13 protein-coding genes are annotated in these 17,090 nt (G+C 35.4%); 6 read left to right on the forward strand and 7 right to left on the reverse strand.

All coding sequences use genetic code 11. The features are described from left to right. Nucleotides 1-148 precede the first annotated feature (148 nt). Nucleotides 149-1,108 (reverse strand): SMP-30/gluconolactonase/LRE family protein, encoded by a 960-nt coding sequence (locus ESZ39_RS11890; RefSeq protein ID WP_146880120.1) that lies wholly within the window; start codon nucleotides 1,106-1,108, stop codon nucleotides 149-151. Between the two features lie 384 nt (nucleotides 1,109-1,492). On the opposite strand from ESZ39_RS11890, the gene ESZ39_RS11895 reads away from it, so the two are divergent. Together ESZ39_RS11895 and ESZ39_RS11900 are read left to right on the forward strand one after the other, a co-directional pair. Then, the gene (locus ESZ39_RS11895; RefSeq protein ID WP_146880121.1) at nucleotides 1,493-2,878 is read left to right on the forward strand and encodes an alkaline phosphatase; all 1,386 of its coding nucleotides are present in this window, start codon (nucleotides 1,493-1,495) and stop codon (nucleotides 2,876-2,878) included. Nucleotides 2,879-3,037: 159 nt separating this feature from the next. After that, nucleotides 3,038-3,955: a GyrI-like domain-containing protein gene (locus tag ESZ39_RS11900; RefSeq protein WP_146880122.1), complete on the forward strand. Its 918-nt coding sequence runs from the start codon at nucleotides 3,038-3,040 to the stop codon at nucleotides 3,953-3,955. A 304-nt stretch (nucleotides 3,956-4,259) separates the two neighbouring features. Here ESZ39_RS11900 and ESZ39_RS11910 read toward each other — a convergent pair whose 3' ends face one another. Further along, the gene (locus ESZ39_RS11910; RefSeq protein WP_146880123.1) at nucleotides 4,260-5,042 is read right to left on the reverse strand and encodes a ThuA domain-containing protein; all 783 of its coding nucleotides are present in this window, start codon (nucleotides 5,040-5,042) and stop codon (nucleotides 4,260-4,262) included. A 178-nt stretch (nucleotides 5,043-5,220) separates the two neighbouring features. Here ESZ39_RS11910 and ESZ39_RS11915 point away from each other — a divergent pair, with 178 nt between their 5' ends. The 4 genes from ESZ39_RS11915 (at nucleotide 5,221) to ESZ39_RS11930 (ending at nucleotide 9,742) form a co-directional block, all read left to right on the forward strand. After that, the gene (locus ESZ39_RS11915; RefSeq protein ID WP_146880124.1) at nucleotides 5,221-6,189 is read left to right on the forward strand and encodes a Gfo/Idh/MocA family protein; all 969 of its coding nucleotides are present in this window, start codon (nucleotides 5,221-5,223) and stop codon (nucleotides 6,187-6,189) included. Between the two features lie 95 nt (nucleotides 6,190-6,284). Then, nucleotides 6,285-7,739, forward strand: coding sequence for a sugar porter family MFS transporter (locus ESZ39_RS11920; RefSeq protein ID WP_146880125.1), 1,455 nt, complete (start codon nucleotides 6,285-6,287; stop codon nucleotides 7,737-7,739). A gap of 120 nt (nucleotides 7,740-7,859) precedes the next feature. After that, the gene (locus ESZ39_RS11925; RefSeq protein ID WP_146880126.1) at nucleotides 7,860-9,026 is read left to right on the forward strand and encodes a glycoside hydrolase family 43 protein; all 1,167 of its coding nucleotides are present in this window, start codon (nucleotides 7,860-7,862) and stop codon (nucleotides 9,024-9,026) included. Between the two features lie 29 nt (nucleotides 9,027-9,055). Further along, nucleotides 9,056-9,742 (forward strand): hypothetical protein, encoded by a 687-nt coding sequence (locus ESZ39_RS11930; RefSeq protein WP_146880127.1) that lies wholly within the window; start codon nucleotides 9,056-9,058, stop codon nucleotides 9,740-9,742. A gap of 615 nt (nucleotides 9,743-10,357) precedes the next feature. Here the strand turns inward: ESZ39_RS11930 and ESZ39_RS11935 are convergent. The 5 genes from ESZ39_RS11935 to ESZ39_RS11955 form a co-directional block, all read right to left on the reverse strand. Continuing rightward, nucleotides 10,358-11,635, reverse strand: coding sequence for a tryptophan halogenase family protein (locus ESZ39_RS11935; protein WP_146880128.1), 1,278 nt, complete (start codon nucleotides 11,633-11,635; stop codon nucleotides 10,358-10,360). 14 nt (nucleotides 11,636-11,649) lie between these two features. Continuing rightward, entirely contained in the window at nucleotides 11,650-13,218 is a 1,569-nt protein-coding gene (locus ESZ39_RS11940) for a hypothetical protein (protein ID WP_146880129.1), read from the reverse strand. Nucleotides 13,219-13,277: 59 nt separating this feature from the next. Continuing rightward, nucleotides 13,278-14,507, reverse strand: a complete 1,230-nt coding sequence (locus ESZ39_RS11945; RefSeq protein ID WP_146880130.1) for a type II toxin-antitoxin system HipA family toxin — start codon at nucleotides 14,505-14,507, stop codon at nucleotides 13,278-13,280. Further along, nucleotides 14,497-14,793, reverse strand: a complete 297-nt coding sequence (locus tag ESZ39_RS11950) for a helix-turn-helix transcriptional regulator (protein ID WP_146880131.1) — start codon at nucleotides 14,791-14,793, stop codon at nucleotides 14,497-14,499. The genes ESZ39_RS11945 and ESZ39_RS11950 overlap by 11 nt, the downstream gene beginning before the upstream one ends. A 233-nt stretch (nucleotides 14,794-15,026) precedes the next feature. Next, nucleotides 15,027-15,302 (reverse strand): hypothetical protein, encoded by a 276-nt coding sequence (locus ESZ39_RS11955; protein ID WP_146880132.1) that lies wholly within the window; start codon nucleotides 15,300-15,302, stop codon nucleotides 15,027-15,029. Nucleotides 15,303-17,090 lie beyond the last annotated feature (1,788 nt).

A 17,090-nucleotide genomic window follows, 5' to 3' on the forward strand; every position in this document is an offset into this window, starting at 1 on the left:
GACCCCTATTAATTATTTTATTCTATATTTTAACAAAATTTGGTAGCGATAACATTAAATGAGTTACTTTATCTACAAAAAAATTATTCTATTAAATAATAGAACTTATCTAAAAGAGGCAACATCATTCAAGTTCATTTTTCGTTTATCATTTATCGGTATTAACAAGACCGGGAATATTCACACCTATAGTATACAAACCATGGGTTGTCGTTATTAATAGTGTTTTCATATCCCTACCACCAAAAGAAATATTAGTTGCTTTAGGACCTACTGAAATTTTATCTAAAACTTTTCCTTCACTAGAATATATATATATAACGCCTTCAGTATGGCTAGCTATATAGATATTCCCCATGCAATCTACAGCCATACCATCAGGTGAGTTAACAAGAATAAATGATTCTTTTTCACCAACCTTGCCATGTTTGCCTATTTGATATTTAACAATCTCATGATTGAGACTACCCACATAAAGTGTTTTTTCATCAGGAGATAACACAATACCATTGGGTTTATTTAATGACTTGTCGAGTAACATCAATTTGCCGTCAGACGTTATCGCATAAACGCCAGTATAAGGTGTTTCTTGCGTACGACCGCTAAGTTGCCAGTCTGGATCAGTGAAATATATCGTTCCATTCGTTGAATATACTAAGTCGTTTGGTGAGTTGAATTTTAGTTGTTGATAATTATCAACAATTGCTTCATTTTCCCCAGAAGCAATATGTATTTTCGACAAAGAGCGAGTGGCATGATTCATTGTATAAATAAACTCACCAACCGACAGTAAACCGTTAGTACCTGCATCTTCTTTATAGACAGTGACTTCATTTGGTAAAATTAACTTATGAAGAGTAGATTTAGGACCGTTCTTTTGTGAACCACTAAAGTCCATATCTGAAAAATAAAACGCATTTTCTTTTTTTGACCAAGTAGGACCTTCTAAAAAAGTAAAATCGTCACTGACAAGTTTGAGCTTATTTTGACTACCGATAGGAATATAATCAGCCTGGCAATAACCTCTAATGTTTTTTGCTTCACTATTTATTGAGAATACAAGTGAAGTAGTTAGTAATGCAAAGCTACATAGGTATTTAAAGTTCATTGTTTATTCCATTTACAAATTTATTATCATGTTGAATTAAGAACACATCATATTTCAACTTGTGTATTTGTCAAGTTGACTATAAGATGTGTTTAACATAAAAGTTACAGATAAGAATAAACAATGAAGATTTTTAAATTAATAGTTTAACAAACAGTAAGTTAAAGTGACTCCTTACTTTAAAATAAGTTACTATTAAATTCAGCATTTACGCCATAATTCAAAATAGGGCTGGCAGTTAATGATGATGTTGTTTCAGTAAAATCTTCTACGTTACAGAAAATTGTTGAGCAGCAAGCTAATTATACCAACCATACTGTTCAAAAACATACTCGAAAGATCAACACCCCCTATTTAACTCATTTAAGGATTACTAGAGACATTATGAATAAAATATTTGCTACTTTCGCACTGACTTGCTTTACCCTTTCTTGTGCCAATGATCATAAAAGTACAGAAGTTGATACACAAAGCGTTACAACCTATTCAACACCTAAAAATATCATTATGATTGTTGGTGATGGTATGGGCCCTGCTTATACAACCGCTTATCGTTATTTTAAAGATGATCCAAAAACACCTAAAGTAGAAAATACCGTATTCGACAGACATCTTGTTGGTATGAGCAGTACATACCCCGATACTCAACATCATTACGTAACAGACTCTGCTGCAAGTGCTACAGCACTATCTAGCGGTACTAAAACATATAACGGTGCTATTGGTGTTGATATGGATAAAAACGCTGTAGAAACCGTGTTGGAACGAGCAAAAGCATTAGGGAAAAAAACTGGCATAGTGGTTACTTCTCAAATTAATCATGCAACTCCTGCTTCATATTTAACACATAACGAAAGCCGTCTTAATTACAATGAAATTGCCGATAGCTTTTTAGATAATGGTATTAAAGCTGATCTATACCTTGGTGGTGGTTGGAAGTACTTTATAAGAGAAGACAGAAACTTAGTTAACGAATTTAAAGAAAAAGGGTTTACATACGTTGATACCTATCAAGCTCTTGAAACAATGACTCAGTCAAAACCTTTGTTAGGTTTATTTGGTAATGAAGGATTATCTTCGGCATTAGATGATTCTAATAAGCATCGCCTTTCAACTATGACTAAAGCAGCAACTACGCAACTAGAAAACGAAAACGGTTACTTTATGTTGATAGAAGCAAGCCAAATTGACTGGGGTGGACACGATAATGATATAGCTTTCGCAATGGGAGAAATGGATGATTTAGCTAAAACGCTGGAATACTTAGAGTCTTACGTTAACAATCACCCTGAGACATTAGTTGTTGTGACGGCAGATCATAGCACTGGCGGTTTTACGTTAGCAGCAAATGGCGCTTATGAATGGAAGCCCGAAATACTTAGAACGATGAAGCAGTCTCCTAATTCAATTGCCAAAACATTGGCAGCGAATGATATAACGCAAATAAACGTTAATGCTTTGTTTAATTTTGAACTAACAAAAGATGAGTTATCATCATTAATAACAGCTAAAATCGACGCAATTACCGCTAATAAAATGGCCAGTATTACCGATAAAGAAAAAGCTAAAAAGATTGATGTTAAAAAAGCATTATCTACTGCGGTTAAAGCAATCATTAATACCAGAACAAACACCGGTTGGACATCTTCAGGCCATACAGCAGTGGATGTACCTGTATTTGCTATAGGTGCAAACAAAGAATTATTTAATGGCTTTCAAGATAATACCGACATTGCCAAAAAAATATTCTCTTTATTAAATAAAAAATAAATAAGCATTATCTCTAAAAACAAGTACACGCTTAAAAAGCTGAATAATAACTTTATTCAGCTTTTTTATTTTCTTTAAAAAATAGCAAGTTCAGTCAAGTTTAAATACAACCATTATGTCATCATAGATTTATTGTTAATAAAATTTAAATAAATTTTTATGAAAACGGAAGATAAAAAACAATCAACACTCGGCTATCAACCTTTCGAAAAAGTAATAATACATATAGATACAAACCTCGAGAAAAAGCTCACACTGGATGAGCTATGTAAAATTGAATGCCTTTCAAAATTTCACTTTCATCGTTTATTTAACTTGCATTTTGGCCTACCACTCTTTCAATATATTCAATTACAACGTATGAAAAATGCGGCAACTCAACTTTATTATCATAGCCATTTACCCGTAACAGATATCGCGCTTGATGCTGGCTTTAAAAATGTAGAGTCGTTTAGTCGATCGTTTAAAAAAATATTTTCAGTCACTCCGACTGTATTTAAACAATCTCCAAATTGGGAGCCAATAAACAAGCCAACAAACAAGCCAACAAAACTAAATTTGAGTGATACAACATTAAAAGAACTAAAAATGAATAATGCGCTAAACGTAAATATTGTTTGGTTTAACCAAACTAAAATAGCCGTAATGAAACACCGCCGAGGCTCGCCTATCAATCTTCCCGCAAGTATTAAACGCTTTATTGAATGGCGAGTAGAGAGTCATACACCTCCATCAATCAGTAAAACTTATAATATACTTTACGACGATCCAACAACTACGTCAGCTAATGATTATCGTTTTGATATAGCCACCAACATAAAAACTGAGGTATTAGAAAATTCGCAAGGGGTTGAAAATGATGAAATACCTGAAGGATATTGCGCGGTTTTAAGACATGAAGGAAGTGATGAACAACTAGAAACATTAATTAATACTTTATACACTCAATGGCTACCTAATAGTAACCATGAGTTACGCGACTTTCCTTGTTTTATTCAGCGAGTGAAAATGTACCCTACAGTTAACGCCAGCGAAGCAATAACCGTTATTTATTTACCTATTAATAAGATCAAGTAATGGTACTTTCTACTTGGCAAACACTTAAAAGATCTTCAATAAAATAATTAAGTGCACGCTGTTCTATTTTTCTATGTATCACTTGCTGTTCTTCATCCAGCATGTGATACATAGAAGCTGCGCCAAAGTTTCTCAGGAATATAATATTTATTACAACTCAATTATAAAACCTAAACGGTATTTTGGGTCAAATCATTCTATTAATAATTATGGTTTTAGTCTCGATCTAAAGTTCTGCTTTGGGTATCACTTCAATTGAACTTGAATTCTAAAACCAGATTTATTGAATTAACTACTAATGTCCTTATTCTAATATCCCTTTACCTGTTGCTGCCCAATATATCCCACCGTATAAGTGTAGTTTAAAAATAGGATTACTGTGTACTGGGTTTATGTGCCCTAAAGCCGTATAGAATGATCTTCCTCCATCAAAATTTTGATACCAAGCAATAGGATGAAAGTCTCCCATACCATTGCCTGTTCTACCATTTCCCCAATCAGAGTGAGTGCTGTAACTGTTTTCATCAACCGTTAGAAGGTAGTTTAAATTTTTGCTGTTTTCATCGCCAAAATCGTACCATTCATCTGTCCATAAAATATTATTAGGTACTTGGTTCATCCCAGGGAATTTAGTGTTAACAACTTGCATTCTTGCCGTTTGAACTTCAGGGTGAATAACAAAAGTTCTGCCGACTAATTTATGAAACCAAGGCCACTCGTATTCAGTATCTGAAGCGCTATGAATCCCCACAAAACCTTTTCCTGATTTTATGTAACGCTTAAAAGCTGCTTGTTGATCATCGTTAAGTACATCACCTGTGGTCATCATAAATATAACCACATCTATATCAGCTAAAAACTTATCATTAAAGTACGACGCTTCTTCATGCCAAACCATATTAAAGTGATGTTCTTTGGCGAGTGCTTCAATATTGGCGACACCTGCAGGTATCGATTTATGGTGCCAGCCACTAGTTTTAGTAAAAAGTAATACGTTAAATTGTTGAGCTACTGTTACAGCAGAAAACAGGCTGACAAACATAAAGACGAGTATTTGACATTGAATTTTTCTCGCACTTGTTTTCATATTTTTTAGCACCTTATACTTTCTTATTTAATAAATGATGTTATAGTTATTTTGACAATAACATGACTTTAAAATCAAGTCATTGTTAATAATTAAAATATATATTTTAACGATTTTAGGTTAACGCTTATTTGAGTTATATATTGAAATTCTATTTATTTCAACAGAGGAAATGGGGATGCAAGGTGAAAAATTACGTTGGGGAATTATCAGTACAGGCAACATAGCCAGTGATTTTTGCGCTGACATGACTTTTGTTGATAACGGTGAGCTTGTTGCTGTAGGTTCAAGAAATATAGAAAACGCACATGCTTTTGCCGACAAATTTAGCATTACTAATGCCTACGGCGATTACCAATCTGTTTATGATGATCCGAATGTCGATATTATTTATGTAGCAACGCCGCATAATTTACATTTTGAGAATGTACGTGACGCATTAATGGCGGGTAAACATGTTTTGTGTGAAAAACCTATTACCATCAGCAGTGAAGAAAGCCAGCAACTATTTGATTTAGCCAAGCAAAAGCAATTGTTTTTGATGGAAGCTATGTGGACATATTTTTTACCTGCCATTGTTAAAGCACAACAGTGGGTAGCACAAGGACGCATTGGTAAAGTTAAACAGATCAAAGCTGACTTTGGTTATCCTATGCCTTATCAGCTTGAGTCGCGTGTCTATAGAGAAGATTTAGCCGGTGGTTGTTTGTTAGATATGGGGATTTATCCTTTAGCTATTTCGACCTTATTTACAGACGCTGAGCTAGATAATTTTTATGTTAAACCACAGTTTGCACCGAATGGTGTTGAAGATGATTTAGTGATATTAGCAAATGCGGGTGATGTTCATCTTACGTTAGGTACGTCGTTCCAATGTAAACTACATAATTGGGCAATTATTATTGGCGAAAAAGGTTCGGTAGTTATTCCTGATTTTTGGCGTGCTAAAAGTTGTGAGCTATATCATTCAGACGATTTAGTTAATAGCTTCCAAGATAACCGACAAAGTATCGGCTTAAATTACGAAGCACAAGCGGCGGGTGAAGCAGTTTTAGCTAATAAGTTAGAACATCCAAATATGCCTCACGCGGTTAGCCAACAATTACAAAAACAAATGGAAGCCATAAGAAGTACATATATAAAATAGTAATAAGCAGATCATAAAAATAAGCTGGCGCTATAAGCCGCTAATAAAAATTAAAAAAGTATAAAAAAGATCGATTAACGATCGGGGGTATTAAAATGTTAAACAATAACCAAACGGATAACGGTGCACAAAGCCTTGTCGATGTAGAACTTACGATGAAAGAAAATAAGTTATTTATCTTCTTAATTTGTGTTGTTGCAACCATAGGTGGTTTTCTATTTGGTTTCGACAGTGGTGTAATTAACGGTACAGTTGACGGCTTAAGGCTTGCCTTTAATTCAGATAGCGTAGGTACAGGCTTTAACGTAGCTAGTATGTTGCTTGGTTGTGCTATAGGTGCTTTTGTTGCCGGTAGCTTAGCCGATAAGCTAGGTCGTAAAACTATACTGATTATTACAGCCGTCTTATTTATCGTAAGTGCTTATGGTTCAGGTGTTTCAATTAGCTCTTTCGAGTTTGTTATTTACCGTATTATTGGTGGTTTTGCTGTCGGTGCTGCGTCTGTTTTAGCGCCTGCTTACATCAGTGAAATTGCACCTGCTAAGTATCGCGGTACGTTAGCAACTATTCAGCAAGTCGCTATTATTTCTGGTTTGTTTTCAGCATTTGTTAGTAACTATTATTTAGCTGATATAGCAGGTATTTCAACGGCAGTTTTATGGATGGATTTAGAAGCTTGGCGTTGGATGTTTTGGATAGAATTATTACCTGCTTTAGTTTTTTTAATCGCTTTATTATTTATACCTGAAAGCCCTCGATTTTTAGTATTAAAACAACGTGAAGATCAAGCTTTATCCGTACTTAAACGTTTATATGGTGCAGAGTATGCACAAAGTAAACTTAGCGAAATTCAAGCGTCATTCAATGAACATAATCATCAACCAACTTTTAAAGACTTATTAAATAAAAAAACCGGTGGAGTTCGCAAAGTCGTTTGGGTAGGTATTGGTTTAGCAACATTACAGCAGCTAGTAGGTATTAACATTGTATTTTATTATGGTGCAATACTTTGGCAAGCCGTTGGTTTTTCAGAATCAGACGCCCTACTTATTAACATCTTAAGTGGTGGTGTAAGTATTGCCGCCTGTTTTGTCACTATGTATTACATAGACAAAATAGGCAGAAAACCTTTACTACTTATCGGCTCAATCGGAATGACAATAACGCTAGCTACTTTAGTTGCTTCTTTCATGACAGCTGATGTAGGTGCCTCAGGTAACTTAATTTTAGGCTCTATGGGTGTTGTTGCATTGATTTCAGCAAACGCTTATGTGTTCTTTTTTAACCTTTCATGGGGCCCGGTAATGTGGGTGTTGCTCGGTGAAATGTTCCCTAACCAAATACGAGGCTTAGGTTTAGCGGTAAGTGGCTTTACTCAGTGGACAGCCAACTTTGCTGTTACCATGATGTTTCCTATCATGCTTGGTTCAATTGGCTTAGCAGCAGCGTATAGCTTTTATGCTCTGTTTGCCGGCCTTTCAATAATCTTCGTTCTTAAATTTGTGAACGAAACCAAAGGTAAAGAGCTAGAACAAATGGATGGCTTGTAACCTCTTTATTTGGCTTTACCACCCTATTAAATTTCTTATTAAATAACTTAGTAAGACATAAAAATGCTTAAATCCATTTTTATGTCTACTAGATTTTTCGCCCAAAAATCGGAGAAACATATGAAAATTAAAACACATCCTGTTAAGTTAGCTGTTGGGCTGACATTAGCTTTGACAATAAGCTTAAGTGTTAATTCAAACGATATGAGCACTGAAAAACAGCTAGTAAAAGCAGATAATGAACATAAAAAAAGCATGCCCCTTGAGCTTAAAAGTCATTTGCCTGAAGATTTATTTCCTCAAAAACCGTTAGTTACGCACATCTATACGGCTGATCCTTCTGCCCATGTATTTAATGGGAAATTGTATATTTACCCGTCTCACGATATTGAAAGTGGTGTTGTTAGAAACTCATCTGGCGGACATTTTGACATGCGCGATTATCATGTGTTCTCAATTGATGAAGTGAATGAAAACACTCAGCCTAAAGTTGTTGATCACGGACTAGCATTGCATGTAGATCAAGTTCCATGGGCAACCAAACAAATGTGGGCGCCAGATGCTGCCGAAAAAGATAGTAAGTATTATTTATATTTTCCAGCTAAAGACAAAGACGACATTTTTAGAATAGGTGTAGCAATTGCTGATACACCAACCGGACCTTTTGTGCCTGAAGCTAAGCCAATAGAGAATGCTTACAGTATTGACCCGTCAGTATTTCAAGATGACGATGGCTCATATTACTTATACGTTGGCGGCATTATGGGAGGACAATTACAACGTTGGCAAACCGGTAGTTACATAGAAGAAGATAAATACCCTGCTGATGACGAACCTGTTTACATGCCTAAAATAGCTAGGTTAAATGCTGATATGAAAAGCTTAGCGCAACCATTACAAGACGTTGTGCTACAAGATGAATTTGGACAACCGATTCTACAAGGTGACTTTGACCGCAAGTTTTTTGAAGCTGCTTGGGTACATAAAATTAAAGAGACTTACTACTTTAGTTATTCAACAGGTCATTCACGCTTTATTCAATATGGCACATCGAAAAGCCCATACGGGCCATTTACTTGGAAAGGCAAAGTACTTGAACCGGTTTTAGGTTGGACTAATCATCACTCAATCGCAGAGTTCAAAGGTAAATGGTATTTATTCTTCCATGATACCTCGCTAAGTGACGGAAAAACCCATTTACGTAACATTAAAATGGTTGAGTTAATTCATAACCCTGACGGGACTATTCAAACAGTTGATGCTTATTTAGGCGAGATCAGCGAATGATTTATTTTAATAAAATACAAGGAACACATATGAAGAATTCACTTTTAATGGCTGCACTTGTTTTAGCTGATTTTGGTTGTTCTCAAGCCGATAAAGCAACAAATGAATCGACAAATAGTTTGCAGGCTAAAACAGTAAATTCTGAAGGGATTGAAGCGAAAACCCAAGTAAAAAATCAATCGAATAAAATAAAAGCTTCAAGTACTTATACAATGAATAGTCTGGCGCTAACGGATCCAAACGACATTATACATCTACCCGATGTAGAAAAAGTACTCCTCGCCAATAGTGATTTTACTTTACATGAACAAAACTCAAGCAATGCTATATTTTATGATGACCCAAAAACTGACTCACTAGGCATAGATGCCGCTAATTTAGATTTTCGAACGCAATATGCAATAGCGAGTTACACCTTAGGCGCAGAAGAAGAAGGCGACTTTGAGCTTGGTTTTGTATCTTTATCTGAATTTGATGGCGAAAGTCACTACAAGTTGTTTTTAAATGATAAATTAGTAGGGGATTTTACCAACCCAAGAACTGAGCTAGATTTTCATGAAGTGTATTTCAAAACAGGAAAAGTGTTTTCTTTACAAGCAGGCGACGAAATTAAAGTTGAAGCAATTGTCGCTTCTAATGGTTTAATACCAGAAGACGGTGGTTATGCTTGGGCAAGAGGACGTTGGAGAGCTGTAACTTTATTATCAATTGAATAATAAAACAGATGAGCCTGAAATAACTTGTACTTAATATTGTGCAAGTTATTCTCTTTGAGAAACAACAAATTTTCAGATTTTAATCATTTCTCTATTTCCTAAAGGAAGAGTTCTCTAAATTTTTTTCTTATACTTTGAACTCTTAACATAACATCCATGTTTTAAAGCAAACGCCTTGTTCACCTAGGTAATGGAATAGCAATCAACAGTCTCGAATTTTTTTATTTATCGAGGCCCACTTTTTCTTTCCCCATTTCATTTGAAAGCTCAAGTGATAATTTTTTAGTACGCCATAGTGTTAATTCCAGCATAAATCTCTCCACTAATTATGCAGCACAGACTGCCCGTTTTCATCTATAACGTTAATACATCCTTGAGATATTATTTAACCCTGAAGCCAACTTAGCGTCACCATGTTCTACTTAATATTCTGTATATGTTGCTTCTTGCTGACTTTTTGTTGAGGTATATTTACTCATACCTATCTTCCTGATAAGTTTTGATCAAGTAGTGGCTTCCGTGTTTGTGTTTGCGTTAATTTATCATTTTCATTTTTACGCTTTTATCGTCAAAAAAATAGGGTGCTATAAGTTGATTAAAAACTGCAAAAAATATCTACGGTTTTCGGTGAAGATCAAGTACTCCATATTGACGCAAAAAGTCAGCGTGCATTGGTAAACCTTCTACCGTCGAATTGATGTGCTCTTGTAAGTCGTTAAACGCTTGACGTAAGTTATCATCTTTAATTAAGCGACCCATTTGATGATACCCTTCAACTTTAATGCCCTGTCCCAACATGACTTGATTCCAAGAATCAACACGAAAGAGATCGAGATCATTTTTAAACGCTATAGAGGTTCTTTTATATAGCTCCAACCTATGTTGAAGTGAGTCTGGAATGTCCATCGTTGCAACGTGTTGCCAAAAAGGCTCCGACCGTCGATTCAAGTTGTAATGCAAAATGATGAAGTCTCTAATGCTATCTACCTCACCATCAACATAGTTGTTGAAATGCGTTTGCAACACTTCGTCCATGCCATTAAAAGGAAACATTTGAACTAATCGTGTTGCTGAAATTTGACTAAGATGAATACTGGTGGATTCAAGAGGTTCAAGAAATCCACTAGAAAGACCGATAGCCACACAATTCTTAAACCATGTTTTATTACGTTTACCTGTTTTAAATTTTAGTAAGCGCGGCTGGGAGACCATATCTCCCTCAAGATTGTCGGTTAATAACTGAAGCGCGTCTTGTTCGGAAGTATAGTCACTGCAAAAAACCAAGCCATTTCCCACTCTATTTTGTAGTGGGATCCGCCATTGCCAACTGGCATCATGCGCAATAGATTTTGTATACGGCGGAATTTCCTTTTTACCTTCGGTTTGTACTGCCCAAGCACTGTTCATAGGTAACCAATGTGACCAATCTTCAAAACCTACTCCCAAGGCACCATTGATCAGTAATCCTTTGAAGCCAGTACAATCTATAAATAAATCCCCCTGAACACTCGTACCATTTTTTAAAACAAGGTTGCTAATGTGCCCATTTTCACTATCCATAGCTATGCTTTCAATTGTGCCCTCTATTCGCTTAACACCTCGTTTTTGACTCAATTCGCTCAAAAATGAGGCGTATAAACCTGCATCTAAATGATAGGCATAGTTAGCTTTATCTTTATCAAATTTTCCTGCTTTAGCTGCTTGAAGTTCGAAGCAGTAATCTTGCAGTTCGCCCCCCCAGCCTAGTGAGCTTGCATGTTGCCAAAGGTGCTGAAAGTCACCCATCCAAGTGGAACGACCAATCTGACCAAAGGCATGGAAGTAGCGCTCGCCTATATCCCCCCAATTGCTAAATTCGATACCCAATTTGAACGTCGCCTGAGTTTTTCGCATAAACTCTTGCTCGTCTACGCCAATAAGACGATATAATACAAAGTGGTAGGTGAATCAAATTCACTATTAGCTAACATCAATGCTGCATAGCCACTGTCATATTGTTCAGTTATTTTATCAAAAAGAGTTGCCCTAACAGCTGCTGGTGTAATCCTTCGATATACCTTATTGTTATCCGTCCACAAAGGTCTTAAAAAACTTGCTAGTGCCGCATCAAGCGTATTACCCTTCTCTTTAAAGCAAAGCTCCTTAATGGTCATTGGTGTCGTCGTAATCAATTTATTTAATGCTAAGACAAGTTGTTTAGGCAGAGGTAACATTAACCAGTCGCTATGTGTTGCCAGTAGCTTTGTTTGCTCTGGGGTTGGTTTATAAGCAGAAGGCATTTCAATACTGCGTCGCCACCAAGTTCCCGATGCAAGGTCAATAAAATCACTATTGATGTCGGTCAATTGTGGCGATTTTGAATAGATATTAATACCTAAAATCTCAGTAAACGGTTTAGACGTTAAAAATACAAGTGTGGCAAAAATCACGGTTGGATCTATTAAGTGCTCTAACCTAGATTCTAGATATGCAACAAGTTCAACAACTTCATGTTTAGCTAAAGCAATACTCCTCCAAGGTAAGTGTTTTTTTTCAATTAAACTTAAACGGCTTCCATAAATAGCCGCCGAATTTTTAGTTCGATGATCAAGTTCAACATTTCCTGGTGAAATAACGTCAACAAACTCAATAACAGACTCATCAATATCAAGTTTATCGTTAATACCTAATGTCGAAATAAAGCCACTATTTATATAAGTACCATTACCCGTTTCAATAATTCGTTTTGAAAAAAGATTTAATGTTCCTGTTATATAATCAGAAGTGTCTTCAGTGTGTTGTTCTGACTGTTGAGACTGTATTATTCTAGCAAAAGGCTGATCTTCATAAAAATCTGACCAAGCTCTTAAATACTGATCTTGAAAAGCAATGTACTTTCCGTCTGTTAGAGTAATAAGCAGTTTATATAATTTATCGTAATTTAGGTTTTTAAGGCTAATATGAACCTTAAACTCACTATCACATGCAATGATTTTTCGTAATGTATTAGCAGCATTAGTTAATAATGTATCCTTTTTATGTAATTCCCATTGATTATATATTGAGATTTGAAACAGCATAAAATTAAGTAAAAAAAGAAGGGGCTTTTGATTGTCTTTAATAGAGAGACCAAATTGCTGACAAAACAATGCTGCTACAGGATATTCTTCAATACGACCATAAATAGGGTTTTTAGACGTGTATTTTTCTTTATTTAATTGGGCGATAAAAGATTCTAACGTTTTAACTTTACTAATCGCCGAATTCAAATTAATAATTTCTATATTAATTTTATCTGGCCATTCAATAGACTTAATCGAGTTTAAGGTATCATCTAATCTTAATAGTACTTGGCAAAGATTAGTTAATTCGGGCGTGAGATATAGTGCTTTAATTGCCTTAATTAAACTCGTTGATTCTTTATCATTTAAGCAACTTAAGTACTCTTTAATGACTGAGTTTTTTAATAGCAACTCTGATGTCCAAATTATTTCCAACCTATTTTTACCTTATGTTGTTTATTTTAATTATTATTTAATACGGTAATACCAAGAGATTACCAACTGTCTATGTCGGGGATAACACTCTCTAATATCGAGAGATCAATATCATTGACACCTTCACTTTTAAAATAAGTTGGCCAAGATGAAACCAACTCTCTTGTCTTACGAATGATTTTAGATGCTTTATCGGTACGTAAACCAAATCGTTTTGATTGTGAAAGAAGGTTATCAATAGTTGCTACCCTACCTTCATCTCCAAGACCTAAACTATGTGACTTCTCATTTTTAATCGGTAATACATCATAAGAAGGACTCAAAAACCAACCTTGCTCAACAAAATCATAGAGCATGGCATGGTTGCGCGTATGATCGTCAACATTACCAATAAAGGCATTAAAAACCATACGTTGATACAATTCCACCGATTGCTCAGGTTGCTTTCCATTGTGCCTAATGAACTCAGCCAACGCTCCATAAGTATAACTTTGAGTCGCTGCTAACTTTCCAACTTTATTACTTGTTTGCTCAAGAAGAGATGCCGCACTAATGAAGTGAGAGGTTATTCGACTTTCATTCATATCAAACCTTTCAACGAGTAAGATGTTGCCAATATCTGAGCAAATAGGCTTAGTAACAGCGACCCTACCCTCTAATTCATTTAGCATTTTCATCGTCGCGTGCTCAACCATGACATTATCAAATAAATCTTGACTCCGATTGAATTTAACAATGTAATTGATACCTTTATCTACCAAAGTCGTTTTAGGTCTAGCTCCTCCAATCATCATACTAGAGCCTTGCTCGAATACTTTTAAAGCTTCTGGGGTGATTTTACCATTCGTTAAAATGCTTTCCTTGATATTGATAAGAGATTTAATATCACTTAATTGGTTTCTAGGCTTTTTAGGTTTTGTTCCACTACGCGACAAACTAAACATTAGTGCGCCTACGCCCTCACCTGCACCCGCAAGTAAAAATTCAATTTCATTACATGGTTTAGTCTTATGTAATGACAAAATAACTCTGCGGCCCCAAGAATCAGGTCCAGCATCTCGCAACACGCCAAAGATTTCATTATGAGGATTTGTTTTAAAAGTCCCCTTTATTAAGGGAAGATGGATAGGATCTAATGGAAATGCGTTTTGCCTTTCTAGATAAGATTGACCATAACCAAAATAGCCTTGCTTATTTCTAATATCAAGTTGATATACCCCACAAATAACAGGAAAAACATCTAACCCTTCAATAAAAACATAAGCTCTAATAACTGAATCAGAAATCATCAGGCAACTCCACTTTAGTAATGGAGGTTCTTGAACGGCCTTGAGTAAAATTTGAAGCCAAATCTTCAATAAATTCAGTTAACACTTGTTCAATACCTAAAATAGCAAGGGCTTCAAAATACAAACCTATTGATACTGATGTCTTGCCCTTTTCAATAGAGCCCATGGTAGAACGGCTAATACCAAGCCGATGAGCAAGTTCATCTTGTGTATAATTGTTAATACGAGCAAGCTTTATCAAGCTGCCTAATGACTTTGTTAATTTAAGACTAGAAGATGATTCCATGTTTAATATATTACTCAATAAATGCTTATGCTTAATATATTACTCAATCAATTGATTTGCAACTTTATTCATTTTTACTATTCTAGAGGCTATTTATTGCCCGCAACTAAGCATCCCCTCTAAATGAATGATCTTGCGGTTAGAGTGGTGTTAACAATTCTAGAACAAGCAAGGATAAACTACCGAACTAAAAATACCACATCAAAAGTTTGACGTGGACTCTACAAGAGGAATTAAGCAAAACCTCCAATTTCAATATGCTGAATGTAATGAACAAAATTTTCCGAGTTATGACTTCGACAAACCTCAAGCCCAGTTTGTCCTCCAAATGCTGAAATAGTTTCAGACTTCAGCCAAAGTGCTGCATTAACATCAGAACCAGTCCAATCAACTAGGATAGGAAATAAATATGCTTTTTCATCTTCATTTAAAAGTTCTTCACAACACTTCTCTAATTTGGGAAAGTTTAAGCTAATATTTTTATGCTCTGTCTTCTCTACTCGTTTCACTACATCTCCCTTATCTTTCTAATTCTTGAATAATAAATATCAACTAACCTTACTATAAAATCATAGACCACAAGAACTAAAACATCAAAGTTAAAACCGTTATAATCAAGGTGTTAATCCATTAATGTCACACAATACTTAACTAGTAGTAGCTGTTAAAAACCCATGCGATTCGCATGGGTTTTTCTATTACTTTTGTCATAAAATGGCCCCTAGTGATCACTAAATAACTTTCGGTCCATCTTTGTCATTTGAATGGTCCAAATGACAAAATATACAGCAGGAAATAATTAATAAATTTAACTATCTCCTGTAAAAAATAAATGATAGAATCTGCCCGAAAACGATATAAAGGTCAGTCAATGAATAAAGCACGAATAAAATAGTAGTTAAAATTTGTGCCATTAAATTATTTTACGTTAAAACACCTTTTAATTATTTGTCACAGAATTTATATATAAAAACTAATTTAAACAAAGGGTTGACATAAAAACTTACATTGATGTATATTAATATAAGTTAAGGTTTAGTGAGTTTTTAAGCCTCATAACCCGAAGGTCGTAGGTTCAAATCCTGCTCCCGCAACCAATCTAAATATCAAACATAAAACCCAAAAACCCAAGCATATATTACCACAACTAAAATGTAGGTTGGACTTCAGTCCATCAAGTTAAATGAAATTTAACCGCATTCAACATAAACACCAATCAAAAAAATAATATCCCACTGTAAATATTACCTGGCCAATCATGTTAATTACCCGCGAAACAGCTGACGGACTAAAGTCCGACCTACAAAGGATCAACAAAAGCCCTACAAAAAATCAAAAAAAAGCCAACCAACATTATCACCCGTAGGCCCGATGTAGGTTGGACTTCAGTCCATCAAGTTAAATGAAATTTAACCGTGTTCAACATAAACACCGAGCAAAAAAATAATATTCTACTGCAAATGTTGGCTGGCATATCAAATTAGTCACCCGCTAAACAGTTGACGGACTAAAGTCCGACCTACAAAGGATCAACAAAAGCCCTACAAAAAAGTCAAAAAAAAGCCCAACCAACATTATCACCCGTAGGCCCGATGTAGGTTGGACTTCAGTCCATCAAGTTAAATGAAATTTAACCGTGTTCAACATAAATACCAATCAGGAAAATAACATCCTGCTGCCAATGTTGGCTGACATATCATGTTAATTACCCGCTAAGCGTTTGACGGACTAAAGTCCGACCTACAAAAGATCAACAAAAACCCTACAAAAAAATCAAAAAAATCCCAACCAACATCATAACCCTCAGGCCCGATGTAGGTTGGACTTCAGTCCATCAAGTTAAATGCAATTTAACCGTGTTCAACATAACCCACAGATCAAAAAAATAATATTCTACTGCAAATGTTGGCTGACATATCATGTTAATTGGCCGCGAAACAGCTGACGGACTAAAGTCCGACCTACAAAAGATCAACAAAAGCCCTACAAAAAAGTCAAAAAAAAGCCCAACCAACATTATTACCCGTAGGCCCGATGTAGGTTGGACTTTAGTCCATCAAGTTAAATGCAATTTAACCGTGTTCAACATAAACACCGAGCAAAAAACATCCTGCTGCCAATGTTGGCTGGCATATCATGTTAATTACCCGCTAAGCGTTTGACGGACTAAAGTCTGAGGAATCCCCACAAGTTTAACGAGTAAGCGCTTGATATCTGGTAATATGTTAATCACCACAAAAAACAAATAAACCAAATACAAGCGCTATGCCTACATTATCAGACTTATTCTCTTCCAA

The sequence above is a fragment of the Colwellia sp. C1TZA3 genome (assembly GCF_007954265.1).
Classification (GTDB): Bacteria; Pseudomonadota; Gammaproteobacteria; order Enterobacterales; family Alteromonadaceae; genus Cognaticolwellia.